The following is a 25,146-nucleotide window of genomic DNA, read 5'->3' on the forward strand; positions in this document are numbered from 1 at the left end:
CGGTCCACTGCCTGGAATGTGAACAGCCGGTCACCGGGACAACCTCTGCAAAGTCTTGCTCGCGTTGCAAAAAAGATGCACGCCGAGGGTGTTCTCGCAGCGGATGGCCGGTACGGTGTCCCGGTGCGAGCGATACGACGATTCTCCGTCCGCCCTGTCCTGCCCGAGCCCCTGACCGGCCTCGGCACCCTGGTGAACAACCTCCGCTGGGCCTGGCACCCGGAGACGCAGGATGTCTTCGAGGCCGTGGATCCCCAGCTGTGGCGCAGCACCGGTGGTGACCCGGTCCGGTTGCTCGGCGAGGTCCCGGCGGCCCGGCTTGACGAGCTGGCCAGCGACCCGGCGTTCCTGCGCCGCCTCGAACTGGCTGTGTCCGACCTGAACGGTTACGTCACCGACGACCGCTGGTTCCAGGCCGAGGCGGGTTCTCCGGTGACCGGGGTGGCCTACTTCTCCCCGGAGTTCGGCATCACCCACGTGCTGCCGCAGTACTCCGGCGGTCTCGGCATCCTGGCCGGTGACCACCTGAAGGCCGCCAGTGACCTCGGCGTACCGCTGATCGGTGTCGGTCTGCTGTACCGGCACGGTTACTTCGCGCAGTCGCTGAACCGCGAGGGCTGGCAGCAGGAGCGCTACCCGCTTGTTGACCCGGACGGGCTGCCGATCAGCCTGCTCCGCGACGGTGACGCACCTGCGACCGTCACGCTGACGCTGCCTGGTGAGCGGGAGCTGCGTGCGCAGATCTGGGTCGCCCAGGTCGGCCGGGTGCCGCTGCTGATGCTCGACTCCGACATCGAAGAGAACGAGCCCGCCGAGCGCGAGGTCACCGACCGTCTGTACGGCGGTACTACCGAGCACCGTCTTCTCCAGGAGCTCCTGCTCGGCGTCGGCGGTGTCCGTGCGGTCCGTGAGTTCTGCCGGATCACCGGGCACGCCGCGCCGGAGGTGTTCCACACCAACGAGGGCCACGCCGGATTCCTCGGCGTCGAGCGCATCCGTGAGCTGGCGGCCGACAAGGGCCTCGACTTCGACACCGCGCTCGAGGTCAACCGTGGTGGCACCGTCTTCACCACGCACACGCCGGTCCCGGCCGGTATCGACCGGTTCCCGGTCGAGCTGATCCAGCAGCACTTCTCGCCGGACGCCTTCGGTGAGGGTGTGCCGATCGACCGGATCCTGCAGCTCGGCGCCGAGGACTTCGAGGGCGGTGACCCGGGCGTCTTCAACATGGCGATCATGGGTCTGCGGCTCGCGCAGCGCGCCAACGGTGTCTCCAAGCTGCACGGCCTGGTCAGCCGGGGGATGTTCGCCGGGCTGTGGCCGAGCTTCGACTCCACCGACGTACCGATCTCCTCGATCACCAACGGCGTCCACGCGCCGACCTGGGTGGCGCGGGAGATCAACGACCTGACGCTCGCGGCCACCGACCGGTCCGAGTCCGAGGACGTCTTCGACGGTCTCGACAAGACCACCGACGCGCAGATCTGGGAGACCAAGCGGATCCTGCGCCAGCGGTTCATCGACGACACCCGGGCCCGGGTCCGGCAGTCGTGGATCAACCGCGGTGCCAGTGACGCCGAGCTGGGCTGGGTCGACGAGATCCTCGACCCCGACGTACTGACGATGGGATTCGCGCGCCGCGTCCCGTCGTACAAGCGGCTGACCCTGATGCTGCGCGACCCCGCGCGGCTGAAGGCGATGCTGCTGCACCCGCAGCGGCCGGTCCAGATCGTGATCGCCGGCAAGTCCCACCCGCACGACGAGGGTGGCAAGAAGCTGATCCAGGAGATGGTTCGCTTCGCCGACGACCCCGAGGTGCGGCACCGCATCGTCTTCGTCCCGGACTACGACATCGCGCTCGCGCAGCCGATGTACCCGGGCTGCGACGTCTGGCTGAACAACCCGCTGCGCCCGTACGAGGCCTGCGGCACGTCCGGCATGAAGGCCGCGCTCAACGGCGCGCTGAACCTGTCCATCCGCGACGGGTGGTGGGACGAGTGGTACGACGACGAGTTCGGCTGGGCGATTCCTTCGGCTGAAGGCATCGAGGACACCGACCGCCGCGACGACCTCGAGGCGCACGCCCTCTACGACCTGATCGAGAAGCAGGTCGCCCCGCGCTTCTACGACGGCGCCGTCCCCGGCCGCTGGATCGAGATGCTCCGGCACACCATCAAGGAGCTCGGCCCGAAGGTCCTCGCGACCCGCATGGTCCGCGACTACGTCCAGCAGCTCTACGTGCCGGCCGCCTTGTCATCGCGTGCGCTGAACTCCACGTACGACGGCGCTCGCGACCTCGCCGCCTGGAAGAAGAAGGTCCGCGCCGCCTGGCCCCAGATCCGCGTCGACCACGTGGAGCTGCAAGGCCTCGGCGACGTACCGCAGCTCGGGACCACCGTCGGCGTCCGCGCCTTCGCGGCCCTCGGCGACCTCGAACCGACCGACATCTGCGTCGAGGTTCTGCACGGCCGCGTAGACGCCAACGACGAGATCACCGACCCGGTCCGCGCCTCCCTGTCGCTGGCCGAAACCTACGAAGGCAACCGCCACCGCTACGAGGGCGAACTGAAGCTCGACCGCACCGGCCCTTTCGGCTACACGGTCCGAGTCGTCCCGCAGCACAAGGCGCTCGCCAGCCCTGCCGAACTAGGCCTGGCCGCCGGCCCGTCCGACCCGGACGACCCCAGCGCGCCCGACCTCCCGGCCGGCTCAGAGTTCTAAGCCACCTACAAGGAGACCCCGCCTACCTCACCAGGCGGGGTCTTGATTTTCCCGCGGGCTGTGGGAGGGATGTACGGAAGAACGGGTAGTGGTCCCGCCGAACGAGCTGCCGTCGGCGGACCTGCGCCTGGGATGAGGCCGCCGAGCCGACTACTACCCGTTCATCGGTACACGAGCAGCGGGTGCGGTCAGGAATTCAGCCAGGTTTTGGCCCGGGCTCCGTGGTAGTCGAGGTAGTCCTGGGGGAGTGGGCCTTCGGCGGTGGCCAGCGAGAGGTTCAGTTGGTGCAGGCCACGCGCGACGATCAGACCGCGCAAGGTGGTCTCCGGCATCTCCGGCCAGGCGCGGACCTCCGCGTAGCCGGTGCGGAACGCCTCGGCCATCGCGTCGCGGTCGTCGCGGCGGCCGAACGAGGCGAGGGTGAACGAGATGTCCTGCTCGGGGAGGCCGATCACCAGGTCCTGGAAGTCGATCGGTACGGGGCCGGGAGCTTCGATGACGTTGGCCGCGGTGAGGTCGCCGTGGACGACCTGCGGTTCGCGGCCGGTCCAGAGTTCATCGATCAGCGCTTGAACACTGTCCCGCGCCTCGGCCAGTACCTTCCCGTGCTCAGGTACATCACCCAACCGATCGGGCAGCAGCCAGTACAGCACCTTGTCCGCATGCAGTACGTCGACATCACGCCGCCCCGGATGATCGTGCAACCGAGCCATCAACCGGCCCAGCGTACGAGCCCGTGAAGGACCGAGCCGCGTCCGCATCGAGCGCCCGTGGATCCAGGTGAACAACACACACGTGCGCCCCTCGACCGTCACCACCGGCTCACCCTCACGGGTCAGCACCACGTCAGGCACCGCGAACCCATCGGCCACCAGAGCGCGCTGCCACTCCGCCTCCGCGGCCGCCGTACCGGCTGCGTGAATCTGCAACGCCGGCCCAACGCGAAGCGCATAAGTCCCGCCCAGCGTCTCAACCCGGTAGATCGTGTTGAACGACTGCGCCGCGCGAGTAATCCGCCGTACCTCAACAGGAAAGCTCTCCAGCGCCGCTAGCGCAATCGCCCGCTCGTGAACCACGACAACCAGCCTTCCTCAAGGATCCGCAGCAGCCGAGCGTAGCGTGAGGTACCGCCAGGCGGCACTGTCAGCCGGCGATCGCGGACTGGAGCTCGGTGGATGGCGCGCGGAGGCGGGTGGCTAGGAGAACGGTGCCTAGGGCAAGGAGTGTGAAGAGGGCGCCTACCCAGCCGACGGAGGAGTAGCCGGCGCCGGCGTCGAGGGCTAGGCCGGCGAACCAGGGGCCGACGGTGATGCCTACGTTGAAGGCGGAGACGTTGAAGGCGGCCGCGAGGGTGGGGGCGGAGCCGGCGAGGCTGAAGACTCGGCCGTTGACGGCGGGGTTGTTGGCGAAGCCGAAGGCGCCGACCAGGATGATGGCCGGTACGGCGAGCCACGGGGTACTGGCGCCGAGGGCGAGGGCAATGGCGGCCACGCCGAGACCGGTGAGCGCGACGGTCAGGGTGGTGAAGGGGCGGCGGTCTGCGGTGCGGCCGGCGGTGGTGATGCCGATCAGCGCGCCGACGCCGTACACGGCCAGAACTGCGGGGATCCAGGCTTCGGGCAGGCCGGTGGTTTCGGTGAGCAGCGGAGCGAGGTAGGAGAAGATTGCCAGGATTGCTGCCGTGGACAGTGCCGTGGTGCCGTAGGCGAGCCAGAGTCCTGGGTTGCGCATTGCCCGGAACTCCTGGCGGAGCTCGGGAGTGGTCGCGGACCGGCCGCCCGGGATGGTGAAGACGACTCCGATCATCGCGATCGCCGACAGTGCGGCGACGGCCCAGAAGGCCGACTGCCAACCCAGGTGCTGACCGAGCGCGGTACCGGCCGGGAGGCCGACGATCGACGCGATGGTCAGGCCGCCGGCCAGGACGCTCATCGCTCGGGCGCGGGACTGCGGGCCGGCCAGTTCGATCGCGGTGACGGACGCGACGGCCCAGAATCCGGCGTACACGAAGGCGCCGGCGACGCGGGTCGCGAGGAGAAAGCCGTAGCTCGAGGTCAGGGCGCCGGCGACGTGAGTCAGCGCGAAGACCACCAAGAAGGCGAGCATCGCGGCCCGCCGCGACCAGCGCAACGTGACCACGGCCAGCACCGGGGCGCCGACCAGCATGCCGATGGCGAACGCCGAGATCAGCAGACCGGCCGCCGGGATGGATACGTTGAGATCGGACGAGATCTCCGGGAGCAGACCGGCCAGCATCAGCTCAGACGTTCCCTGGGCGAAGATCGCGGCACCGAGCAGATAGACGGCAAAGGGCAGAGTTTTCCCTTGGGAGGGCATGGTTTCCTCAGGATTCAGAAGGCCTGGAGCGCGGCCTCGATGACGGATTGTTGAGCGCCGGCAGACGCGCCGCGGCGGGCAGCCACGCGCAGACCACCCAGTACGACGTACACGTAGTCGGCCAGCGCGGTCGGGTCGCGATCGGCGGCGACCTCACCCGCGGCCTGTGCGGTGCGGATCGCTGCGGCGAGGGCCTCGAGCTTGGGTGCGTGGTCGCGGTCGAGGAGCTCGACGAGTTCGGGATCGGTCGGGCCGAGCTCGACCGCGGTGTTGATGACCAGGCAGCCGGGCGGATCGCCCGGGCCGGGCTCGACGGCGTTCCACAGGATGCGCCGTACCCGTTCGCGGATCGGGAGGTCGTCGCGCTGGATCAGCTCGAGCTGCGCCGAGCTCGTCAGCTCCATATAGCGATGCAAGGCGAGGTCGAACAACGCCCGCTTGCTGGTGAACGTGTTGTAGATGCTGCTACGCCCGAGCCCGGTCGCCGCACAGAGCGCCTGCGTCGACGTCGACTCATACCCCGAAGCCCAGAACACGCGCATCGCAGCATCGACAGCCTGCTCCTCGTCGAACATCCGCGGCCTGACCATGCACCGACCATAACATGTTTTAGACCGATCGATCCAAAACGGGTTTCGATGGTGGTGATACCCCCAGCCGCAGGCGGTCCGACAGTCGGAACGCGGCGCTGGCCATCTGCGCCTATGCCAACGGAATCGCGTGTGTGTCGGTCGACCAAGGCGACGGCATGCTGAGCCCAATAGCAACTTAGGTGTGTGAATCCGACCCGGAGACCTTGATCAAGTCTCCGGGCCGGACGCCTTTGCGGCCGGTTCACTGCGCGAGGTTGACCCATTCGTGGGGGCGGCCGGAGGGGGAGGTGAGGAGGGTGCGGCCGTTCGGGGCGAGGGTGGGGTCGGTTTGGTAGCGGTGGGCTAGTTCTTTGGTGGCGGTTTCGTCATTGTTGTCGGAGGCAATCAAGAGGGCGGCGAGCTCGTCGGTGTGGGCGGCGTCGGCTTCGGTGTAGGTGGGGGCCATGGTGCCCCAGGCTTCCCAGAGGAGGAGTTCGTCCCCCATTAGGTGGGCGAGTTGGTGGTGTACGTAGGTGCGGATGAACCAGAGGCCGCCGAGGGCGAGGCCGGGCTGGTTGGTGTTGAGCTCGTCGCCGGTGATCGCCAGGCCGGGCTGGACGCCGTACAGGTCGGGGTCGATGCGGCCGGCGCGGGCGTCGCGCCAGACTTCGGCGGCGGAGACGAAGGGGCCGGGTGGCATGTCGAGGGTGTTGAAGGGGTGGTTGCCGGCGGGGTCGAGTTGGGCGTCGGTCAGCACCCAGCGGTCGCCGTTCCAGTACTCGGCGACGACGTGGTCGTAATTGAAGCCTTCGCCGAAGTAGACCGCGAACCCGATCCGGCTGCGGGCCGGGATGCCCTTGTGGCGTAGGGCGGAGACGAACAGCAAGGTGTAGTCGCGGCAGCAGCCGACGACGCGGTCGACCGGCTCGCGGGGCGTGGCGAGCGCCGTACCGTTGCGGCGTTGGTCGGTGGCGAGGATGGCGGAGACCCACCGGTTGTCGATCTCGGCCAGGCGGTCGCCGGTGAACTCGATGCCGCCGCCGCGATAATGGATGAGCAGATTGCGGATGACCGCGCCGATGGCGGGGATGTCGTCCGGCAGTGCATCGAACAGCGCGGCGTGCTCACCCGGGTCGCTGTACGGCGTTTGTTTCGCGTAGTCCATCAACTTCTCCTCACAACAATGGGCAGGGCAACGTCGACGGCGGGCTCGTCGCGGGGGAGCAGGTGGCAGTCGGGGCGGTAGATCTCGCGCGGCGGACCGGCCTCGGGGTGTTCAGATCCACGGGCCCAGTCGTAGACCAGGTCGTAGGCGAGCAGCACCCGCGGGAACGCGCACTCGTCCATCGTCAGCGTCGTGTAGGCCTCTTGATGCGCCTGCTCGATCCGGATCACGATCGGGCCGGCCGGATCGACCGTGCCGGTGAACGGCACGCAGATCTCGACGGTTCCTTCCGCCTCCGGTGTGACCGCGCTGTGGAACAGCACCCAGGACTCACCGGTCAGCTCGGCGCCGGCCGAGCGCAGGTAGGCCATGATCTCGCTGGTCGACGACACGATCACGCCGACGAGGTACTGCTGGTCGGTCTCCGTCCGGATCGTCGCGATCTTCGTCTCCGGCACCTCGCGGACGTGCACCGGCCGCGGCGCCAGACCGACGGTCCCGTTGTGGGTCAACCGGCTCCGCAGGTACTCGAGGGTGGCGCGCCGCGCCGCGGTCGTCGCCTCTTCGGCCGCCCACCACCGGTCGAGCCGGATGACCGCTTCCGCATCCGATCCAGCCAGTACGTCGGTGATCGTGGCCAGTGGCATGTCCAGTTGCCGCAGCACGCTGATCCGCCGGGCTCGCTCGAGTTGCTCCTCGTCGTAGAACCGGTAGCCGTTCGACGGGTCGACCCGGGCGGGCGCCAGCAACCCGGAGACGTCGTACAGCCGCAGTGCCTTCTGGGAAAGCCCTGCCCGCCGCCCGAACTCGCTGATCGTCAACACATCGTCATCCAACAGCCTCCCCCAGGGGGAGAGTAAAGCCCTCTTGCGTTCATGACGGTAACGATATATCGTTAGTGTCATGAATCCATACGAGGAGGAAACCATGAACACCCCCAACGAGACCCGTGGCCGCCGACGCGGCCACCACCATCCCCACCGCGGTGGACCGCGGATGGGAGAAGGCATGCCGATGCACCGCGGACGCGGTGGTCGGGGACCGGGACGCGGCTCAGGCCGTGGCCGGGCTCCGCGCGGCGATGTCCGTACGGCGGTCCTGATGCTGCTCAGTGAGCAGCCGATGCACGGCTACCAGCTGATGCAGGCGATCGCCGACCGTAGCGCCGGACGCTGGACCCCCAGCCCGGGCGCGATCTATCCGACCATCAACCAACTAGAGGACGAGGGCCTGGTCGCCGTCACGGCAGAGGCAGGCCGCAAGCTCGTCACTCTGACCGACACCGGCCGTGCGTACGTCGAAGAGCGCCGTGAGGCGTCGGTCGACCCGTTCGCCGCGTTTGCGCAGGCTGAGCCTGCCACTGATCTGCGTGGACTGCTTGAGGAGCTGCACATCGCTGCTCGGCAGGTCGGCCGCACTGGCTCTGAGGAGCAGCGTGCCGCAGCCGCCAAGATCCTGGGCGACGCGCGCCGCTCGCTCTACCTGCTGCTGGCCGACGGCCCGCAGACTCCGGAGGCCTGAAGCGCCATGAGTAGGGCGTCGGCGTGCCGCCGGTAGCCGAGGTTGTTCGGGTGGAAGTTGTCCGGCGCGAGCATTCCGCGCCAGGGCGGCCGTGCATGCCGGGACACCTCGGCCACCGGGAGGCCGCGATCAGCGGCCGCGGTGCTGATGTGCTGGTTGATGCCGGCGACATATGGGCTGACTGCGCCACCGACGCGCCACAGACGGTCGGGCACGGTCAGGTCCATCACTACAGACGTCGCGGGCAGCCGGCCGATCACCTGCTTGAGGTGGTCGCGGAAGCGCTTCGGCGGCGTCGCAAGGATGTCATTGCTCCCGATGCCGCAGGTGACGAGCGCAGGTTGTAGTCCCTCGAGCAGAGGGAGCTGGTCGTCGAGCACGTGCCGCGTCTGGGCGCCAGAACGAGACAGGTTGAGCACACGCCACGGAGTCCCGGTACGGCGGAGTGCGTTGAGCACCTGACCCACATAGCCGTGCAGAGGGCTGGATGCGCCGAGTCCCTGCGCAGTCGAGTCACCCAGTACGACCCACAGTGGTCCGCTCCCTGCGAGCACGTGAGAGTTCTGCTGGGTCCAGTAGTCGGCGTACGTGCGTGCCTGGACGTCGACGTACGCGACACCGTCGAGCCAACGCTGCACAGCCAGCCGGGAACTCGTCCGGTCCGCCTCGCCCCAGCGCATGATGGCGCGATGCATCGCCCCGATGGGCGTGGTTCGTTCACGACGCGGGGCGCGGCGCAGCAGAAACATTGGTCCCCCCAAACATGAACAGCAGGTGACCAATGAAGGTACAAGGCGAAGGTTAACAACCTCAGGAAACGCCTGAGAGTGCGCTCACGCCGGCCTTAGAGCGCGCGCAGCAGCACCAGACAGCGCGGGGGAAGCGGCACCGTCGCACCGGCCTCGACCTCGGTCACCATGCTGTTGCTGGTGTCCAGCACGACCTCGTACGCCGGGGCCCACGAAGCATCCGGTACGACGACCGGCCGCGTGTCGGCGGTGGCGTTCAGAGCGAGCAGGAACGAGCTGTCCGTCAGCGCGTTGCCCTCCGCATCAGTAGCCCGCAGCGCATCCCCGGCCAGGAACATGCCGATCGTGCGCAGGTTCCCGTCGTGCCAGTCGGACTCGTTCATCTCGCCGCCGTGCGGTGCGATCCAGGACAGGTCCTTACGACCACCCGGTACGACGGGCTGTCCGGAGAAGTAGTGCCATTGCCGCAGAGTGGGGTGGGTCGACCGCAGCGCGATCAGCTTCTTGGTCAGCGCGAGGTGGTCGGCCCACTCGTCTGGCAGTGTCCAGTCGAACCAGGAGATGCCGTTGTCCTGGCAGTAGGCGTTGTTGTTGCCGCCCTGCGTCCGCCCGCACTCGTCGCCCATGGTGATCATCGGTACGCCGGTGGACAGGATCAGGGTGGACATCAGATTCGCCATCTGGCGTTTCCGCAACGCGACCACGCCAGGGTCGTCGGTCTCACCCTCGACGCCGCAGTTCCAGGACCGGTTGTCGTCGGTGCCGTCCCGGTTGTCCTCGTGGTTGTCTTCGTTGTGCTTGTGGTCGTAGCTGACCAGATCGCGCAGGGTGAAGCCGTCGTGTGCCGTGACGAAGTTGATCGACGCATACGGGTAGCGGCCGTCGTCGCCGTACAGGTCGCTGGAGCCGGAGAGCCGGTAGGCCAGGTCCTTCACGCCGTCGGAGGTGTTGCGCCAGACGTCGCGCACGCTGTCGCGGAACTTGCCGTTCCACTCCGACCACGGAGTGCCGAAGTTGCCGACCTGGTAGCCGAAGTTGCCGACGTCCCAGGGCTCGGAGATCAGCTTGACCCGGCCGAGCACCGGGTCGGCCGCCACCTCGGAGAGGAAGGGGTGATCGACCAGGTCGACCTCATGACGCTCGTTACGTATCAGCGTTACAGCAAGATCGAACCGGAAGCCGTCGATCCCCATCTCCTCCACCCAGTACCGCAGTGAGTCCATCAGGAGCCGCCGGACCTGCGGATGTGAGGTGTCGACCGAGTTGCCGGTACCAGTGACGTCGTACATGGTGCCGCCGGCGCCGAGCCGGTAGTACGCGCGGTTGTCGATGCCACGGAAGCTCAGTGTCGGTCCGTCGAACCCGCCCTCGGCGGTGTGGTTGTAGACGACGTCCAGGATCACTTCGATGCCCGCAGCATGGAACGCTGCCACCATGGCCTTGAACTCGGTCACCTGCTCACCACGGCTACCTGACGCCGAGTACGAAGCGTGCGGAGCGAAGTAGCCGAGGGTGTTGTAGCCCCAGTAGTTCGGCAGACCACGCGCCGCGATCGCAGGCTCGGTCAGGAACTGGTGGATCGGCAACAGCTCGACCGAGGTGACCCCAAGCTCCTGCAGGTAGCTGATGACCGACGGGTGCGCCAGACCGGCGTACGTCCCGCGCTGGTGCTCCGGTACGTCGGGGTGCAGCTTCGTGAAGCCCTTGGTGTGTAGCTCGTACACGACTGTCTCGCCCCAGTGCACCGGCTTGCAGATCGGCGGTGGGGGCTCGGATTCGCCGACCACGACGCTGACCGGGACATGTCCGGCCGAGTCGCCGTCTGAGGAGTCATAGATCAGCGGACTGGCGAAATCGAGCACACCGTCCACAGCGCGCGCGTACGGGTCGAGCAGCAGCTTGGACGGGTTGAAGCGCAGTCCGTGCGACGGGTCGAACGGCCCGTGCACGCGGTACCCGTACCGCTGGCCGGGACCGACCCCGGCCACGAACCCGGTCCAGAACTCACCGGTGTGCGCGAGGTCGAGATTGCGCTGGCTGCCGTCCTCGGCGACGAGGGCGAGCTCCACCCGCTCAGCCGCGGGAGCCCACAGCGTGAACGTCGTCCCATCGGTCTGGACCACTGCGCCCAGCCGCGGCCCGAGGTCGCCGGCTGGACCGGCTGTGGTCGGAGTCGCGGTCGTGTCAGTCACCGGCACATTCTGCACAGGTACTGGCAAACCTGTCGGAGGGCGGGGTGTATTGACCCCGAATGCCCGGGTTGTGATCGTGAGACGGTGGTTGTGAACGTCTCTGCGCAGTGATAGGCAAGGTCTGTTACTAAGTTACGACATACTTCCAGACTCAAGTGAGGGTCTCATGGCGGAACACTTGGCCGATCTGACAGTCGGCCTGATCGGCGCGGGCAACATTGCCCACGTCCACGTGGCGGCGTGGAAAGCACTCGGCGCACGCATCCTCGTGCACTCGGTCGAAGGCGCGGAGTCGCTGGCCGAGCAGTACGGCCTCGAGGTGGCGCCGACACTGGACGGACTGCTCGACGAGGTCGAGTTCGTCGACATCGTCACCCCGTCGCCGACACACAAGGAGCTGACGCTCGCAGCGATCGCAGCGGGCAAGGACGTGATTTGTGAGAAGCCCCTGACGCTCACTGCGGCCGACTCGCACGAGGTGATGGCCGCGGCCGAGGCTGCGGGCGTGAAGGTCTTCCCGGCGCATGTGGTGCGCTTCTTCCCCGAGTACAAGGCCGCGTACGACGCTGTCCAGGCTGGCCGGATCGGTCCGGTCGCCGTCGCGCGCTTCTACCGTCAGGGCTCCTCCCCGGCCGGTGTGGAGTGGTACCGCGACGTGAACCACTCCGGTGGCGTGATCATGGACCTGATGGTTCACGACCTCGACCAGGCGCAGTGGATGTGCGGACCGGTCACCACCGTGTACGCCGTCCAGAGCCCGCCGAACGTGGACGGCATCAGCCCGGTGTGCGTCGCTGCGCACGTGACGCTGACCCACGAGTCCGGTGCGATCTCCTTCTGCCGCGCGACCTGGGGTGTGCCCGGAGCTCCGTTCCGGACCGGATTCCACGTTGCCGGGGCTTCCGGCGTACTGAAGTATGCGGCCGGTACCGACACCGGGTTCGTCGACGAACTGCGGGACGATGCGGTCGGTGGCGACGTACTGATTCCGGCGGCTGCGCGCGGGGAGAGTCCTTATCTGACACAGCTTCGGGAGCTGGCGATCGCACTGCGGGGTGGTCCGGAGCCACGTGTCGTCGGTGACGACGGTGCAGCGGCGGTCTACCTCGCTGAGGCGGCCCGTGCGTCCATGGAGTCCGGCAAGACCATCGACATGAAGTCCTTCACCTCTTCAGGAGCTGTGGCATGAAGGTTGCGATCGCTTCGTTTGCTCACACCCACGCGGCGTCCTACGCCTACCTGCTGGCCCAGATGCCTGACGTCGAGGTGCTCTCTGCCGACCCGGACGGTGCAGCGGCACCGGACGCCGGTCCGCGGGGTGCAGAGCTCGCCGCGAAGTTCGGTGTCGCCTACGTGGACTCGTACGACGAGCTGTTCGCGTGGGGCCCGGACGCTGTCGTGGTGACGTCGGAGAACGCCGGCCACCGCGCACTGGTCGAGCGGGCCGCAGCAGTCGGTGCACACGTGCTGTGTGAGAAGCCGCTGGCCACTGAGGTCGCGGATGGCCAAGCCATGCTGGACGCCTGCGCGGCAGCCGGTTCGATCCTGATGATCGCGTACCCGGTGCGCTTCGCGCCGTCGTACCTGCGGCTGCGCGCTCTGGTCGAAGCTGGCCGCCTCGGCGACGTCTACGCCGTCGTCGGCACCAACAACGGAAAGATCCCGTACGCCGCTCGTCAGTGGTTCACGGATGCCGAACTGGCCGGTGGTGGCGCGCTGGTCGACCACACCGTGCACTGTGCCGACCTGATCGACGGACTGACCGGTGGTGCTTCGGCTGCGCGCGTCTACGCGGCAGCGAATCACGTGCTGCACCAGGACAAGGACGTGCAGGTCGAAACCGGCGGACTGGTCACCATCACCTACGACAACGGGCTGCTGGCAACGATCGACTGCTCGTGGAGCGTTCCGGACAACGGTCCGACCTGGGGCGGCGTCTCGCTGCGGGTGACCGGAACCAACGGCTCGGTGGAGATCGAGCCCTTCCTGCCGCATGTCGGTGGTACCGATCCGGAAGGTGAGGTCTTCCTGGCCTTCGGCGGCAACCTCGACGAGTCGTTGCTGGCGACCTTCCTCAATGCGGTCCGCGAGTCCGGTCCACCGGTCCCCGGTAAGGAGCCGGCCGTCGTACCGCAGCCGGACGGGGCAGTCGGCCTGCGCACGCTACAGATCGTCGACGCTGCTCGTCGTTCTGCGGTTTCCGGTCAGCCAGTGGACCTGTAGTACGGTTCCCGGTGATGTGACCGGTGGGTAGGTGACCAAAGGGAGTGGCGTATGGGTGAGTTCGTCAACCTGACCGTGAGTGATGGTGTCGGGACGATCCGGCTGGACCGGCCCAAGATGAACGCCCTGAACGTCCAGGTGCAGGACGAGATCCGCGCCGCGGCCGACGAGGCGACGGCGAACGACGACGTCCGTGCGGTGGTCGTGTACGGCGGCGAGCGCGTCTTCGCCGCCGGCGCGGACATCAAGGAGATGGCCGACATGTCGTACGCCGACATGGTCAAGCGCTCCGGTCCGCTGCAGGCCGCCCTGTCCGCCGTGGCCACGATCCCCAAGCCGACGGTCGCAGCCATCACCGGGTACGCACTCGGTGGCGGCTGCGAGCTGGCGCTGTGCACCGACTACCGGATCGCGGCCGAGGACGCCAAGCTCGGCCAGCCGGAGATCCTGCTCGGCGTCATCCCCGGCGCCGGCGGCACCCAGCGCCTCTCCCGGCTGATCGGCCCGTCCAAGGCCAAGGACATCATCTACACCGGCCGCTTCGTGGCTGCCGACGAGGCGCTGCAGATCGGCCTGGTCGACAAGGTCGTCCCGGCCGCCGAGGTGTACGACGCCGCGGTCGCCTGGGCCGCACAGTTCGCCAAGGGTGCCGCGCTTGCTCTCAGAGCAGCCAAGGAGTCGATCGACGCCGGGCTGGGCGTTGACCTGAACACCGGCCTGGAGATCGAGCGGCAGCAGTTCGCCGCCCTCTTCGCCACCGAGGACCGCACCATCGGAATGAAGTCTTTCGTAGAAAACGGGCCGGGTAAGGCCTCCTTCAAGGGACAGTGACATGACCACCTCAGCCGAGAAGCCCGCCGCGACTGCCGAGCAGGTGGAGGCCGCCTGGAACGACAACAAGCTCGCCCAGGTGCTCTACCACGACTGGGAAGCCTCGACGTACGACGAGAAGTGGTCGATCTCGTACGACGAGCGCTGCGTCGCCTACGCGCGGGACCGGTTCACCGACATTGCCGGTGACCAGGGCTGGCCGTACGGCAAGTCGCTCGAGATCGGCGCCGGTACCGGCTTCTTCACGCTGAACCTCAAGCTGGCCGGCGTGATGGACGAGGCCCACGTCACCGACCTGTCCCCGGGCATGGTCGAGGCGGCCAAGAAGAACGCCAAGACCCTCGGGTTCGCGGTCGAGGGCCGGGTCGCCGACGCCGAGAAGCTCCCGTACGACGACGACACGTTCGACCTGGTGATCGGGCACGCGGTCATTCACCACATCCCGGATGTCGAGCTCGCGTTCCGCGAGATGCTCCGCGTCCTCAAGCCCGGCGGCCGTTTCGTCATCTGTGGCGAACCCACTCGGTACGGCGACTTCATCGCCCGCCGGTTGTCCCGCCTGACCTGGTGGGCGACCACCAACGTCACCAAGCTGCCCGCATTGTCGGACTGGCGACGCCCGCAGGCCGAGCTCGACGAGTCCTCGCGCGCCGCCGCGCTGGAAGCCGTTGTGGACCTGCACACCTTCGACCCGGACACCCTCGCGCGGACGGCCACCCGCGCGGGCGCCGTACAGGTGAAGACGGTGACCGAGGAGCTGACCGCGGCTTGGCTCGGTTGGCCGATCCGCACGTTCGAGGCCGCCGTACCGGAGCAGAAGCTCGGCTTCGGCTGGCGGATGTTCGCCTACAAGTCGTGGCTGCAGCTGTCCAAGGTGGACAAGGTGCTGTCGAACGTCGTCCCCGATGAGCTGTACTACAACGTCTCGATCACTGGAGTAGCAGTAAGGTAACTGGATGCGGTTGCTGTCCGTGGCGAATCTGCGCTGGGTGGTGCGCCACCGGGCGTGGACGCCGTACTACCTCAAGCGGTACTGGCGGTTCGCCTGGTTCAAGCTCCGGCATCCGCAGGTGATCACCGAGGGTTTCGTCTTCCTGGGCAAGAAGCTCGAGATCGTCGCGCGCCGTGGGCACGGCCGGATCGTCCTCGGCAAGTGGGTGCACCTCGGTGACGAGACCCGGCTGCGCGCGCACGAGGGCACGCTGCGGATCGGCGACAAGGTCGTGTTCGCCCGCGACGTCACGGTGAACTGCTACCTGGACATCGAGATCGGTGCCTCCACGCTGATCGCGGACTGGACCTACATCTGCGACTTCGACCACAAGACCGAGGATCTCGGCCTGCCGATCAAGGACCAGGGGCTGGTGAAGTCGCCGGTCCGGATCGGGCCGGACTGCTGGCTGGCCACCAAGGTCACCGTCACCCGCGGAACCGACCTCGGTCGCGGCGTGGTGATCGGCGCCAACAGCGTTGCCCGTGGCAACATTCCTGCGTACGCCGTCGCCGCCGGGGTTCCGGCGGTCGTCGTCGCCGACCGCACCACCCGCTATGCCGCCGACGCGCCACGCCGTGCCTATTTGGCCGGTCTCGCCGAGGTGAACGCCGCGACCGCCGCCCAGTTGCGCACGCAGGGTCCTGTCGAGCCTGCACCAGTCCAGCCTGTTCCAGCACAGCCAGCGACACCTGAGGTGACCGTGACACCGACTACCGGCGGCGACAAAGAAGGCGCTGAGGGGTTCTCAAGTTACTCACCAGTCGGGCACTATGGCCCGCACGACCGGATGACCGTCGGAGAGGAGAAGCAGCGTGGCTGAGCATGCCAGGACCGACGGCCCCGCGGCTGAACCTGCACGCGCTACGTTGGAACCAGCGCTTGAAACGGTTGCCGGTGGGATACCGGTAGCGGATGACGTGGCGCCGGCTCCGATCGCCGGGGCGCGGCGGCGGTTGTCGCCGCGGCCGGTTCCGGTCAGCCGCCGGCGGAAGTCGGCAGCACCGGTTCCAGGCGCAGGTGAGGAACTGAACCCGGCTGAGGAGATGGGTGACGTGGGCAAGGACGACAAAGCGCAAGCGGCCGAGGCCGACAAAACACCCGAGGACACTCCAGTAGCCGGTGCGACGGCGACCAAGACGGCCAAGCCGCGGACGGCTGCCGAGATCGTGGCGGAGCAGAAGGCTCGCGAAGAGGCTGCGGCCTCGGCTGCTTCCACTCCGTCGTCGTCGCCGTCGTCGGAGGAGACGACGGTCACCAAGCCGGTCAGTCGGGTGACGGCTGCTCCGGCGTCCAAGCCTGCGGTGAAGAGTGCGCCGGCTGGTAAGCAGGCGTTGAGCTCAGTCGGTACTGGCGTCCGGCAGGTGCGTAATCTGCTCGCCTCGCTGATCTGGCTGATCGCCGTACTGGCAGCCGCGATGCTGGCGCTTGGTGCGCTGTTCACCGCACTCGATCAGACCAACCAGAGCAACGAGATCGTGCGCTGGGTGCTGGAGCGCGGGCACGACCTGGTGGGCCCGTTCAAGGACCTGTTCCGGCTCGAGACCGCCAAGAACACCCTGCTGGTGAACTGGGGGATCGCCGCGCTCGTCTACCTGATCGCGGGCAAGATCCTCGAACGCTTCATCCGTCCGTAGGTTTCACGGCAACGAGAATCAGGTCGAGCGACTCGTCGAGATCGCCCGGCCTGATCTCGCTGTGTTTGATAAAGAAGTCCCTGTACGTCGTGCCTGTCACGAGCTCACGCAGGTCGTCCGGCCACTCGTCATGGGGCGCGGCCAGTTGGGCGTCGACGCAGGAACCGTTGGTCGCTTCCCAGTCCTGCAACCGCTCGCTGTGGTGAAGCCCGAGCGTGTGCGTGATCTCGAATGACGGTTCGACCAGTTCGGTGAACTCCGCCATCGTCAGCTCACGCGTGTGGTACCAGTTCCCGCTGGGGAAGGTCAGCCGGTTCGGAGTGCTCAGTACGGCGGTCCCGCCCGGCCGCAGGATTCGCGCGCACTCGGTGATGAACCGCGGCTGCTCCCACAGGTGCTCGATCGTCTGCAACGACGTGAGCAGTCCGAAACTCGCGTCGGCGTACGGGGTCTGGACCAGGTTGCCGCGGACCACCTGCACCTGCGGATAAGCCCGCCGTACATGCTCGAGAGTCAGTTCCTCGTAGTCGAGTCCGAACACGGGCTCCGAACCAGATGTGCGGAGGAGTTCCGCGCCGTACCCCTCGCCGCAGCCGGCCTCGAGCACCCGCCCACCGAGCGGCAGCAGTTCGGCCACGATCCACCGGTACGCCGCTTCGTGCCGGGCGAACCAGTAGTTCTCGTGCCAGATGCCGGGGGCCGTTCTTTCGCCGGTGAGGGCCAACGTCTCGGTCACGCGGTCAGCTTATGCACAAAGGCGGTGTCCGGGCCCGCCCGGCCCGGACACCGCCTTCCACGCATCAGATCAGTGCTTCTTGTGCTTCCCGGTGCCGTCGTCGTCAAGGCCGTCCACCTCGACCTGCTCCTTGCGGACGGTCTCGGTGATCTGCTCCTCGCCACGAACGGTCTCGGTCTCGAGGCCGACCCGCTCGACGGCGACGGTCTCCTTCGCCACGACCGGACGCTCCTCGTGCAGCACGACCTCGCGCTGGTCCTCGCCGATCCGGCCGCCGGTCTCGCCCTCGGCGATCGGCTCGCGCACCACGCGCACCTCCTCGTGGCTGACCGGGACGGTGACCTGCTGCTCCTCGGTCACGACGACCTTGCGCAGACCGACCCGGCCGGACTCGACCGTCTCGGTACCGGCGCGCAGCCGCTCCTCGGAACGCACCATCGACCCGTCGGCCGCCGTACCGTCCATCTTGGCGTTCTGCATCCCGGGCTGTCCGGCCATGCCTGCCTTGCCGTTGTTGGCATTGCCGTTGGCCTTCGGCGTGCCCAGGCCGTAGTACCGGTAGAGCTCGGTGGCCTCGCCCTCGGACAGGTGACCGCCGGCGTCGATCCGCGGCGCGTCCTTGATCTTCGACTTGGTCGGCGCCAGGTGCAGGCCGTCCTTCTCCACATGCGCACCGTCGAGCGGTACGAACGTGTGCTTGCTGCCGAACAGGCCCGTGTTGACGGTCACCCATTCCGGGCGGCCGGTGCTGTCGGAGGCGTAGAGATTGCCCACCGATCCGACCTTGTCCCCGGACACGTCGTACGCCGTCTCGCCGACGACGTTCTCGATTCCCTGCATGGTCATTCTCATCAACCCCGTGTGGTTGTTTGCGTGCAGCAACTAACGACAATCCGGTGCCCGACCTCACGATGGGTAAACCCTCGATGACTGTTCGTGGCCGGGTCGGGTGTGTCGGACGCCTCGGCTGCCGCCCCTGACCGGGTCTGAGGCGAGGGGATAGCCTGAGCAGGCGCCGGCGGTGTGATGGGGCTCGCACGTGGCTTATGTTTCTCGCGAGTAACATCCGTGGCAGGCTGGGAGAGACCGAAAACCAGAAGGGGTCCAACACGCTATGAAGATCGTCGTCTGCGCGAAGTTCGTGCCGGATGCCACGGCGGACCGCCGCTTCCGCCCAGAAGACAACACCGTGGATCGTGCCGGTGTGGATGGGCTGCTGTCCGAGCTGGACGAGTACGCCGTCGAGACCGCGCTGACCGTGAAGGAGGCCGGGGACGCTGAGGTGACCATCCTCACCGTCGGCCCGGAGCAGGCTGCGGACGCGGTGAAGAAGGGTCTGCAGATGGGCGCCGACGCCGGTGTCCACGTGCTCGATGACGCCATCCACGGGTCCGACGCGGTCGCCACCTCGCTGGTGCTGTCGAAGGCGCTCGCGAAGCTCGAGGCTGACCTGGTCGTGTTCGGGATGAGCTCGACCGACGGCGGCATGGGCGTCGTACCGGCGATGGTGTCGGAGCGCCTCGGCCTGCCGGCTGTCACGCTCGGCTCCGAGGTCACCGTGGACGGTATGTCGGTGAAGATCCGTCGTGACGGTGACACCGCGAGCGACACCGTCGAGGGCACGCTGCCGCTGGTGCTGTCGGTCTCCGACCAGGCCAACGAGCCGCGGTACCCGTCGTTCAAGGGCATCATGGCCGCGAAGAAGAAGCCGGTCGAGACCTGGTCGCTGGCCGACCTGGAGCTGACGGCCCAGCAGGTCGGCGGCTCGTCGGCGTGGACCGAGGTGGTCGAGGTGACCGCCCGTCCGGCGCGCACCGCGGGCACGATCGTGACCGATGAGGACGGCTCCGGTGCGGGCCGGCTCGTCGAGTTCCTGTCCACCAACAAGTTCCTCTGAGGGGCCTAGATGTCTAACGTTCTGGTCCTCGTTGACCACACCAACGGCGTCGTGCGCAAGACGACCGCCGAGCTTCTGACCATCGCCCGCCGGCTCGGTGAGCCCGTCGCCGTCTTCATCGGCGACGGCGTTACCGACGCCCTTCCGGCCCTGGGCCAGTACGGCGCCACCAAGGTGATCGCGCTGACCAACCCGGAGCTCTCGCAGTACCTGGTGGCCCCGAAGGCCGAGGCGCTGCAGCAGGTCGCGGCCAAGATCGAGCCGTCGGCGATCCTGATCTCGTCGAACGCCGAGGGCAAGGAGATCGCGGCCCGGCTCGCGGTCAAGCTCGAGTCCGGCCTGATCACCGACGCCGTCGATGTGCAGGAGGGCCCGGTGACCACGCAGTCGGTCTTCGCGGGCAACTACACCGTCAAGTCGAAGATCACCAAGGGCATCGCGATCATCACCGTGAAGCCGAACGCCGCCACCCCGGAGGCGTCCGAGACGTCGCCCGAGGTCGAGGAGTTCGACGTCACGATCTCCGACGCCGCCAAGACGGCTCGCATCACCGACTCGAAGCCGCGGGCAGCCACCGGTCGCCCGGAGCTGACCGAGGCCGCGATCATCGTCTCCGGTGGCCGCGGTACCGGCGGTGACTTCGGTCCGGTCGAGGCCTTTGCCGACTCGCTCGGTGCTGCTGTTGGTGCTTCGCGCGCCGCGGTCGACTCGGGCTGGTACCCGCACGCCTACCAGGTCGGCCAGACCGGCAAGACCGTGTCGCCGCAGCTGTACGTCGCCGCCGGTATCTCCGGCGCGATCCAGCACCGCGCCGGCATGCAGACCTCGAAGACGATCGTTGCCATCAACAAGGACAACGAGGCCCCGATCTTCGAGCTGGTCGACTTCGGCGTCGTCGGCGACCTGCACAAGGTCCTCCCGGCCGCCACCGAAGAGGTCACCAAGCGCAAGTCCTGACTAATACAACTCAGGTTTCAGTAGGGCGTGGCTGACCGATCTGGTCAGCCACGCTTCGTATTCCGCCGCGGACCAGCCGCGCGTCTCGGTCAAATGCCGGTAGTTGCTCACGTGGTTGAGTAGCCAGAGCTCGTCCGTGGCCCGTTCGACCGTCAGTCCGTCGCGCAGATGCCCGTCGTCCGCCAAGCGCTGGGCGAAGTTCCGGGTGACGTGCCAGTGCTCCTCGAACATGCGGTCGCGCAGTGCGGCCAGCGTGTCGTCCACCGTGGCGCCGGCCTCGATGACCGCGATCAGCCCGGCGATCCGCCGTCTGATCATCAGCCCGTTGCCTGTCGCGAAGGCGATCCGCTGGATCGGATCCGCGATCTCGAACTGCTGTTTGTACCAGTCACGCTCGACCACCGGCACCTGATCGTCCACTCCACCGGCGAGCGTGCGGTGCCAGACGTTCAGCAGCAGGTCGGTCTTGGTGCCGAACGCAAGCTTGACCGTCGCCAGTGACACCCCGGCCTCCTCGGCGACCGCGGGCAACGTCGTCCGGACGAAGCCGCGGGTGGTGAACATCTGCTCCGCCGCATCCAGTACGGCGGTCCGCGTCTGCTGTGCGCGCTGTTCCCGAACGGGCGAGGTGTAGCGGCGGGGGTTGACATTGTCGGCCACCCGGCTACCGTAGTCCTCAATTGACTAGCCGCAAAGGCTAGTGAATATCGGAGTGTCAAACGATCAAGACTGCGGGGGACGGGATGACAACACCATTCGAGGTGATCACGGAGCGGGTCCGGGCGGCTTGGAGCGCTGAGGTCGACTACCAGCCGTTGGCGCAGCAGTCCGTGCTGACGAGCGAGCTACAGGTGCAGGCAGCCGCGGTCCGGTGGGGTGACCGCGTGCTGGATGTTGCTGCTGGGACTGGGAACACCGCGCTGGCCGCGGCTCGGCGTGGCGCACTGGTGACCGCGACGGACTTCAGCCCGGTCGGTCTGGATCGTGCGGTACGACGGGCTGCGGCAGAGGGCGTGTCGATCGCGACTGAGGTGGCTGACGCGCAGCAGTTGCCGTTCGAGGATGGGAGCTTCGATGTCGTGCTGTCGACGTTCGGAGTCATGTACGCGCCGGACCAGCAGCGTGCTGCCGACGAGCTGTTGCGGGTGTGTCGGCCGGGTGGCCGGATCGGACTGGTGAGCTGGTGCCTGACTGGATTGATGGCGGACTTGCAGAGCGCGCTGGGCGCCGTACTGCCGCCACCGCCACCCGGTGTTCCGTCGCCACATCTGTGGGGGACTGAGCAGCGCTACAAGGAGCTGTTCGGTGATCGCATTGCGGTGGCCAGTTCCGACGTACTGACGGAGGAGTTCTTTGCGGAGTCGGCGCAGGCGCAGGTTGCGACCATGCTGACGCACCTGCCGCCTTGGCGGATGCTGTTCGACCGATTGGACCCAGAGGGGCAGTCCGCCATGGCAGCGGCGGCTGAGGGTGCGTACGAGCGTGCGAACCGAGCTACTGACGGGACCCTGCTGGCCGACTCGCAGTACCTCCGGATCGTTGCCACCGCTCTCTAATCCGTACCGTCTGCCGGTGCTGCTCCTGCTGTGTGAAGATCGGCAGGTGGCTGACGAGGAGCGGTACTGGTACGAGGACGGGCTGGATCCCGAAGAGCTGGCGTTCCAGCGGCTGCACGGGCCGTGGAAGCGGTCAACGCCGGCTGATGCGTTGGCGATGATGAGCCGGTACGACGGGGACTGGTGGATCGCCGGCGGATGGGCCATCGATGCGTTCACCGGAGTGCACCGGGCACACGAGGATGTCGACCTGTCGTTGTGGCGGCGCGATGTCGAGAAGCTGCGGCTGCATCTGCGGGGGAGGTACGACCTGTGGTCGAACGCCGGTGGGCGGTTCCGGCCGCTGACCGACCAGGCGCCCGAACACCCGGAGGACGCGGACCAGATCTGGTTACGCAAGCATGCGCTGGCACCGTGGGAGTACGACGTGGTGGTGAATCCGGACCGCGCCGGCCGGTGGGTGTTCCGGCGCGATCCGGCGCTCGACTTCGCGCTCGAGGACATCACCTGGCGGGCGCCCGACGGTGTCCGCTACCTCAACCCCGAGATGGCCCTTGCCTACAAGGCGAAGCTGGCCAGGCCGAAGGACGAGCTGGACTTCAATGCCGCCCTCCCGCTGCTGTCAGCCGACCAGCGGGTTTGGCTGGCCGACATGATCGACCACCTGCACCCGGGGCACCCGTGGCTAGCCCGCATTGGGTCGGACCGTCACCTGTAGCTCGACAATCACCTGCTGCGGGTCCTGGGTGTCCAGCCGGAGGTCGCGATAGACGCCGTACGACTCCAGCCCTTGTTCCTCGAGTGCGACGTCCAGCGTCCGCCAGGTGTCGGCCACACCGTCCAGCGGTCCGCGGTAGGTGACTGAGACACCCTGTGGTTCGGCCGGTAGTTCAGTGAGCTCCAGACACTCTCGTGGCTCCTCGGCCGCGACTCCGACCGAGACCGTGATCTTGTCGGTGCGCCCGTCGTACACGTGGATTCGCTGGCCTTGGAGCCGCAGTGCGTCGAGCTGTTCGGTCAGTGTCTGTACTGCGCCGCCGATCTCGGACTCGTCGTTCACCTCCGCGCTCAGGTGCAGCAGGCGGAGGGCGGGGAGCGGTCCGAGTCGTAGCGTCTGGTTCGTCATGGTCAGGCCTCTTTCGATCGATCGGAGCCGCCGCTCGACCTCCGTCAGCCGGTCTGCGTCCGCAGTCAGTCGTTGCTCGAGCTGGGCGCGGCGGAGGCGCAGCATTCCGCGTAGCTCCTCGACAGGTAGCTGTTCGTCGAGGAGTGCGCCGCACTGCTCCAACGTGAACCCGAGCTCCTTCAGCGCGACCAGACTGTCGACACGCCAGATCTGCGACAGCGCGTACCAGCGGTGGCCGGTGTGCGGGTCGACGCGTTCGGGCACAACCAGCCCCAGTGCGTCGTAGTGCCGCAGCATCCGCACTGAGATGCGGGTGTGCCGGGCGAGGTCTCCGATACTCAACATGGTTCGTCCAGCGAACCGCCTGACACCGTGTCAGCTGCAAGCACTCGCAACTGCAGCATCGCGGCGAACCGTGCGTCCGGGTCGCCCAGGTCGAGTGAGCCGATCTCAGCGAGCCGCCGCAGCCGGTACCGGAAGGTGTTCGGATGCACGTAGACCGCGGCCGCTGCGGCAGTCACATCACCGAAGGCGTCCAGCCAAGCCCGCAGTGTCTCGACGAGCGTGGAGTTGTGCTCCCGGTCGTACGCCACCAGCCGCGCGATCGGTCCGGTCGGTTGCTCACCGCGGGCCTCGACGAGGTCGCGTAGCTCGAGCAGCAAGGCCTCAACCTGTACGTCGGCCAGCCGGGCCACGCGCTGAGTACGGCGCCCGCTCCGCAGCACCCGCAATGCCCGATCCGCGCTCGCCCGCGCCTGTGGCAGACGCACCGCGGTTGCCACGCCGATAGTCGCGCCGAAGCGATCACCGACGCGGTCCAGGAAGTCCTGGGCGATGCGAGCTGCACGCTCCTCGTTGTCGACCGGCATCAGCCCGTAGGTCACGTCACCCACCAGCGCGGCCGCTGACCGCTGCTGGACCGCACCAAGGTGCATCGCGAACGCATCCGCCAGCCGCTGCCGCTCAGCAGCCGCCGGTACGGCGAGAGCCAGTACGACGAGCGTGTGGTCGGCCAGCCCGAGCCGATCGAGCGCCTCTCGTGCACCGGTACCACCGTCGAGCGCCGTACTGACCAAGTCAGCGCGTAGCCGGCGTTCGACGTCCGCATCGGCGCGGATGCGCAGCATGTGCAGGGCAACGACCTTGGCAGCATCCAGCAGGGCCTCAGAACGCTCTTCGGTCAGCGGCTCGTGGACAGCGACCCAGATCGATCCCAGGACCTCGTCTCCAGCTCGCACCGCGACAGCAACGCGCGGAATCGCGACCTCGGGTCCGGAGGCAGGCATCGGCGCTACGTAGACGGGCTGGTCGCTTCGGTAGAGCTCTCGGAAGACACCACGCTCGGAGAGCAGTCGGGAGTAACGTTCGGGGACCTGTCGGCCCAGGACTGTCTCGACGCGTGCTGTGTCGGCTTCGTCCTGTCGTCCGGAGAAGGCGAGCACTCGGGAGCTGCGGTCCTCGATAGTGACCGGTGCGTCGAGCAGGGCCGCAGTCGCGTTCGCCAGCGCGAACAGGTCGCCGGCGGGCATCCCACCGAGTGTCTCCGACTCTGCGACGCCGACATCGAGCACTGAGCGCAGGAGGATGCCTAGCTGGTCCCAGGTGGCGCCTCTGGTCAGCGCGAGGACGGCAACCCCCGACTCCTCGACCACGTCCTCTTCCACCGTGACCGGACTGCGCAGTACCAGCCCTGCTGCTTGCTGGCGGCTGAGATCACGCAGTACCTGGGTGATCTCCTCGGGGTCGCGGAGGCCGACCCCGAGGACGAGGGCGTGCTGGGGGAGAAGCGGATCGTCGAGTGGGTCGTAGATGGCGACCCCACCGATGGGCCGATCCGGGTCGCCGGCGACGAGCTCGAGCAGGGTCGCGCCGAGATCGTCGAGTACTCGGCCGAGGCTGGCCCGGGGTCGCTGCGTCACTCAGCCATTGTGCATC

At 67.6% G+C, this 25,146-nt stretch carries 24 protein-coding genes; 12 read left to right on the forward strand and 12 right to left on the reverse strand.

Annotated features, from left to right (window positions below; genetic code table 11):
* Positions 1 to 123 precede the first annotated feature (123 nt).
* Positions 124 to 2,721: an alpha-glucan family phosphorylase gene (gene glgP, locus ACFVWG_RS40145; RefSeq protein ID WP_391548774.1), complete on the forward strand. Its 2,598-nt coding sequence runs from the start codon at positions 124 to 126 to the stop codon at positions 2,719 to 2,721.
* Positions 2,722 to 2,909: 188 nt separating this feature from the next.
* Here the strand turns inward: glgP and ACFVWG_RS40150 are convergent, their stop codons facing one another.
* The 5 genes from ACFVWG_RS40150 to ACFVWG_RS40170 form a co-directional block, all read right to left on the reverse strand.
* Positions 2,910 to 3,797, reverse strand: coding sequence for a phosphotransferase enzyme family protein (locus ACFVWG_RS40150; RefSeq protein ID WP_391548775.1), 888 nt, complete (start codon positions 3,795 to 3,797; stop codon positions 2,910 to 2,912).
* A 67-nt stretch (positions 3,798 to 3,864) separates the two neighbouring features.
* On the reverse strand, positions 3,865 to 5,058 hold the full coding sequence (locus ACFVWG_RS40155) for a Cmx/CmrA family chloramphenicol efflux MFS transporter (RefSeq protein ID WP_391548776.1): 1,194 nt from the start codon (positions 5,056 to 5,058) through the stop codon (positions 3,865 to 3,867).
* A gap of 14 nt (positions 5,059 to 5,072) precedes the next feature.
* A complete protein-coding gene (locus ACFVWG_RS40160) occupies positions 5,073 to 5,648 on the reverse strand; it encodes a TetR/AcrR family transcriptional regulator (protein ID WP_391548777.1) in 576 nt (191 codons plus the stop codon).
* A gap of 244 nt (positions 5,649 to 5,892) precedes the next feature.
* Positions 5,893 to 6,795, reverse strand: coding sequence for a transglutaminase-like domain-containing protein (locus ACFVWG_RS40165; RefSeq protein WP_391548778.1), 903 nt, complete (start codon positions 6,793 to 6,795; stop codon positions 5,893 to 5,895).
* Positions 6,795 to 7,631, reverse strand: a complete 837-nt coding sequence (locus ACFVWG_RS40170) for a MerR family transcriptional regulator (RefSeq protein ID WP_391548779.1) — start codon at positions 7,629 to 7,631, stop codon at positions 6,795 to 6,797. Before ACFVWG_RS40170 ends, ACFVWG_RS40165 begins: the two co-directional genes overlap by 1 nt.
* Before the next feature lie 67 nt (positions 7,632 to 7,698).
* Between ACFVWG_RS40170 and ACFVWG_RS40175 the strand changes: the two genes are divergently transcribed.
* On the forward strand, positions 7,699 to 8,316 hold the full coding sequence (locus ACFVWG_RS40175; protein WP_391548780.1) for a PadR family transcriptional regulator: 618 nt from the start codon (positions 7,699 to 7,701) through the stop codon (positions 8,314 to 8,316).
* Here the strand turns inward: ACFVWG_RS40175 and ACFVWG_RS40180 are convergent.
* Both ACFVWG_RS40180 and glgX read right to left on the reverse strand, forming a co-directional pair.
* Complete coding sequence (locus ACFVWG_RS40180) at positions 8,274 to 9,011, reverse strand: SGNH/GDSL hydrolase family protein (RefSeq protein WP_391548781.1); 738 nt, start codon at positions 9,009 to 9,011, stop codon at positions 8,274 to 8,276. The two genes, ACFVWG_RS40175 and ACFVWG_RS40180, sit on opposite strands and share 43 nt — an antisense overlap.
* 149 nt (positions 9,012 to 9,160) lie before the next feature.
* Entirely contained in the window at positions 9,161 to 11,257 is a 2,097-nt protein-coding gene (glgX, locus tag ACFVWG_RS40185; RefSeq protein WP_391548782.1) for a glycogen debranching protein GlgX, read from the reverse strand.
* A gap of 166 nt (positions 11,258 to 11,423) precedes the next feature.
* On the opposite strand from glgX, the gene ACFVWG_RS40190 reads away from it, so the two are divergent.
* From ACFVWG_RS40190 to ACFVWG_RS40215, 6 genes are all read left to right on the forward strand, one after another.
* The gene (locus ACFVWG_RS40190; protein ID WP_391548783.1) at positions 11,424 to 12,446 is read left to right on the forward strand and encodes a Gfo/Idh/MocA family protein; all 1,023 of its coding nucleotides are present in this window, start codon (positions 11,424 to 11,426) and stop codon (positions 12,444 to 12,446) included.
* Entirely contained in the window at positions 12,443 to 13,480 is a 1,038-nt protein-coding gene (locus ACFVWG_RS40195; RefSeq protein ID WP_391548784.1) for a Gfo/Idh/MocA family protein, read from the forward strand. The genes ACFVWG_RS40190 and ACFVWG_RS40195 overlap by 4 nt, the downstream gene beginning before the upstream one ends.
* Before the next feature lie 51 nt (positions 13,481 to 13,531).
* The gene (locus ACFVWG_RS40200) at positions 13,532 to 14,311 is read left to right on the forward strand and encodes an enoyl-CoA hydratase/isomerase family protein (protein ID WP_391548785.1); all 780 of its coding nucleotides are present in this window, start codon (positions 13,532 to 13,534) and stop codon (positions 14,309 to 14,311) included.
* Between the two features lies 1 nt (position 14,312).
* Positions 14,313 to 15,263 carry a methyltransferase domain-containing protein gene (locus tag ACFVWG_RS40205; protein ID WP_391548786.1) on the forward strand — a complete coding sequence of 317 codons (951 nt, stop codon included), beginning with the start codon at positions 14,313 to 14,315 and terminating at the stop codon, positions 15,261 to 15,263.
* A gap of 4 nt (positions 15,264 to 15,267) precedes the next feature.
* Positions 15,268 to 16,125: an acyltransferase gene (locus ACFVWG_RS40210; protein WP_391548787.1), complete on the forward strand. Its 858-nt coding sequence runs from the start codon at positions 15,268 to 15,270 to the stop codon at positions 16,123 to 16,125.
* 97 nt (positions 16,126 to 16,222) lie between these two features.
* Positions 16,223 to 16,939, forward strand: coding sequence for a hypothetical protein (locus tag ACFVWG_RS40215; protein WP_391548788.1), 717 nt, complete (start codon positions 16,223 to 16,225; stop codon positions 16,937 to 16,939).
* On the opposite strand, the gene ACFVWG_RS40220 is transcribed toward ACFVWG_RS40215, so the two are convergent.
* Together ACFVWG_RS40220 and ACFVWG_RS40225 are read right to left on the reverse strand one after the other, a co-directional pair.
* The gene (locus ACFVWG_RS40220) at positions 16,926 to 17,675 is read right to left on the reverse strand and encodes a class I SAM-dependent methyltransferase (RefSeq protein ID WP_391548789.1); all 750 of its coding nucleotides are present in this window, start codon (positions 17,673 to 17,675) and stop codon (positions 16,926 to 16,928) included. The genes ACFVWG_RS40215 and ACFVWG_RS40220 overlap by 14 nt on opposite strands.
* A gap of 69 nt (positions 17,676 to 17,744) precedes the next feature.
* The gene (locus ACFVWG_RS40225; RefSeq protein WP_391548790.1) at positions 17,745 to 18,521 is read right to left on the reverse strand and encodes a DUF2382 domain-containing protein; all 777 of its coding nucleotides are present in this window, start codon (positions 18,519 to 18,521) and stop codon (positions 17,745 to 17,747) included.
* A 268-nt stretch (positions 18,522 to 18,789) separates the two neighbouring features.
* Here ACFVWG_RS40225 and ACFVWG_RS40230 point away from each other — a divergent pair, with 268 nt between their 5' ends.
* Together ACFVWG_RS40230 and ACFVWG_RS40235 are read left to right on the forward strand one after the other, a co-directional pair.
* Positions 18,790 to 19,572, forward strand: a complete 783-nt coding sequence (locus tag ACFVWG_RS40230) for an electron transfer flavoprotein subunit beta/FixA family protein (protein ID WP_391548791.1) — start codon at positions 18,790 to 18,792, stop codon at positions 19,570 to 19,572.
* Positions 19,573 to 19,581: 9 nt separating this feature from the next.
* On the forward strand, positions 19,582 to 20,529 hold the full coding sequence (locus ACFVWG_RS40235; protein WP_391548792.1) for an electron transfer flavoprotein subunit alpha/FixB family protein: 948 nt from the start codon (positions 19,582 to 19,584) through the stop codon (positions 20,527 to 20,529).
* On the opposite strand, the gene ACFVWG_RS40240 is transcribed toward ACFVWG_RS40235, so the two are convergent.
* Positions 20,530 to 21,189, reverse strand: a complete 660-nt coding sequence (locus ACFVWG_RS40240; protein ID WP_391548793.1) for a TetR/AcrR family transcriptional regulator — start codon at positions 21,187 to 21,189, stop codon at positions 20,530 to 20,532.
* A gap of 83 nt (positions 21,190 to 21,272) precedes the next feature.
* Between ACFVWG_RS40240 and ACFVWG_RS40245 the strand changes: the two genes are divergently transcribed.
* Both ACFVWG_RS40245 and ACFVWG_RS40250 read left to right on the forward strand, forming a co-directional pair.
* The gene (locus tag ACFVWG_RS40245) at positions 21,273 to 22,085 is read left to right on the forward strand and encodes a class I SAM-dependent methyltransferase (protein WP_391548794.1); all 813 of its coding nucleotides are present in this window, start codon (positions 21,273 to 21,275) and stop codon (positions 22,083 to 22,085) included.
* 16 nt (positions 22,086 to 22,101) lie between these two features.
* Complete coding sequence (locus ACFVWG_RS40250) at positions 22,102 to 22,803, forward strand: nucleotidyltransferase domain-containing protein (RefSeq protein ID WP_391548795.1); 702 nt, start codon at positions 22,102 to 22,104, stop codon at positions 22,801 to 22,803.
* On the opposite strand, the gene ACFVWG_RS40255 is transcribed toward ACFVWG_RS40250, so the two are convergent.
* Both ACFVWG_RS40255 and ACFVWG_RS40260 read right to left on the reverse strand, forming a co-directional pair.
* The gene (locus ACFVWG_RS40255) at positions 22,771 to 23,556 is read right to left on the reverse strand and encodes a MerR family transcriptional regulator (RefSeq protein WP_391548796.1); all 786 of its coding nucleotides are present in this window, start codon (positions 23,554 to 23,556) and stop codon (positions 22,771 to 22,773) included. The genes ACFVWG_RS40250 and ACFVWG_RS40255 overlap by 33 nt on opposite strands.
* A complete protein-coding gene (locus tag ACFVWG_RS40260) occupies positions 23,550 to 25,130 on the reverse strand; it encodes a PucR family transcriptional regulator (RefSeq protein WP_391548797.1) in 1,581 nt (526 codons plus the stop codon). Before ACFVWG_RS40260 ends, ACFVWG_RS40255 begins: the two co-directional genes overlap by 7 nt.
* Positions 25,131 to 25,146 lie beyond the last annotated feature (16 nt).

The sequence above is a fragment of the Kribbella sp. NPDC058245 genome (genome assembly GCF_042882005.1).
Lineage (GTDB): Bacteria > Actinomycetota > Actinomycetes > Propionibacteriales > Kribbellaceae > Kribbella.

Coding starts and splice junctions, on each gene's coding strand:
- ACFVWG_RS40155 (WP_391548776.1), bottom strand. CDS start 5,058: ATGCCCTCCCAAGGGAAAACTCTGCCCTTTGCCGTCTATCTGCTCGGT.
- ACFVWG_RS40160 (WP_391548777.1), bottom strand. CDS start 5,648: ATGGTCAGGCCGCGGATGTTCGACGAGGAGCAGGCTGTCGATGCTGCG.
- ACFVWG_RS40165 (WP_391548778.1), bottom strand. CDS start 6,795: ATGGACTACGCGAAACAAACGCCGTACAGCGACCCGGGTGAGCACGCC.
- ACFVWG_RS40175 (WP_391548780.1), top strand. CDS start 7,699: ATGAATCCATACGAGGAGGAAACCATGAACACCCCCAACGAGACCCGT.
- ACFVWG_RS40180 (WP_391548781.1), bottom strand. CDS start 9,011: ATGCATCGCGCCATCATGCGCTGGGGCGAGGCGGACCGGACGAGTTCC.
- ACFVWG_RS40190 (WP_391548783.1), top strand. CDS start 11,424: ATGGCGGAACACTTGGCCGATCTGACAGTCGGCCTGATCGGCGCGGGC.
- ACFVWG_RS40195 (WP_391548784.1), top strand. CDS start 12,443: ATGAAGGTTGCGATCGCTTCGTTTGCTCACACCCACGCGGCGTCCTAC.
- ACFVWG_RS40200 (WP_391548785.1), top strand. CDS start 13,532: ATGGGTGAGTTCGTCAACCTGACCGTGAGTGATGGTGTCGGGACGATC.
- ACFVWG_RS40205 (WP_391548786.1), top strand. CDS start 14,313: ATGACCACCTCAGCCGAGAAGCCCGCCGCGACTGCCGAGCAGGTGGAG.
- ACFVWG_RS40210 (WP_391548787.1), top strand. CDS start 15,268: ATGCGGTTGCTGTCCGTGGCGAATCTGCGCTGGGTGGTGCGCCACCGG.
- ACFVWG_RS40225 (WP_391548790.1), bottom strand. CDS start 18,521: ATGACCATGCAGGGAATCGAGAACGTCGTCGGCGAGACGGCGTACGAC.
- ACFVWG_RS40230 (WP_391548791.1), top strand. CDS start 18,790: ATGAAGATCGTCGTCTGCGCGAAGTTCGTGCCGGATGCCACGGCGGAC.
- ACFVWG_RS40235 (WP_391548792.1), top strand. CDS start 19,582: ATGTCTAACGTTCTGGTCCTCGTTGACCACACCAACGGCGTCGTGCGC.
- ACFVWG_RS40245 (WP_391548794.1), top strand. CDS start 21,273: ATGACAACACCATTCGAGGTGATCACGGAGCGGGTCCGGGCGGCTTGG.
- ACFVWG_RS40255 (WP_391548796.1), bottom strand. CDS start 23,556: ATGTTGAGTATCGGAGACCTCGCCCGGCACACCCGCATCTCAGTGCGG.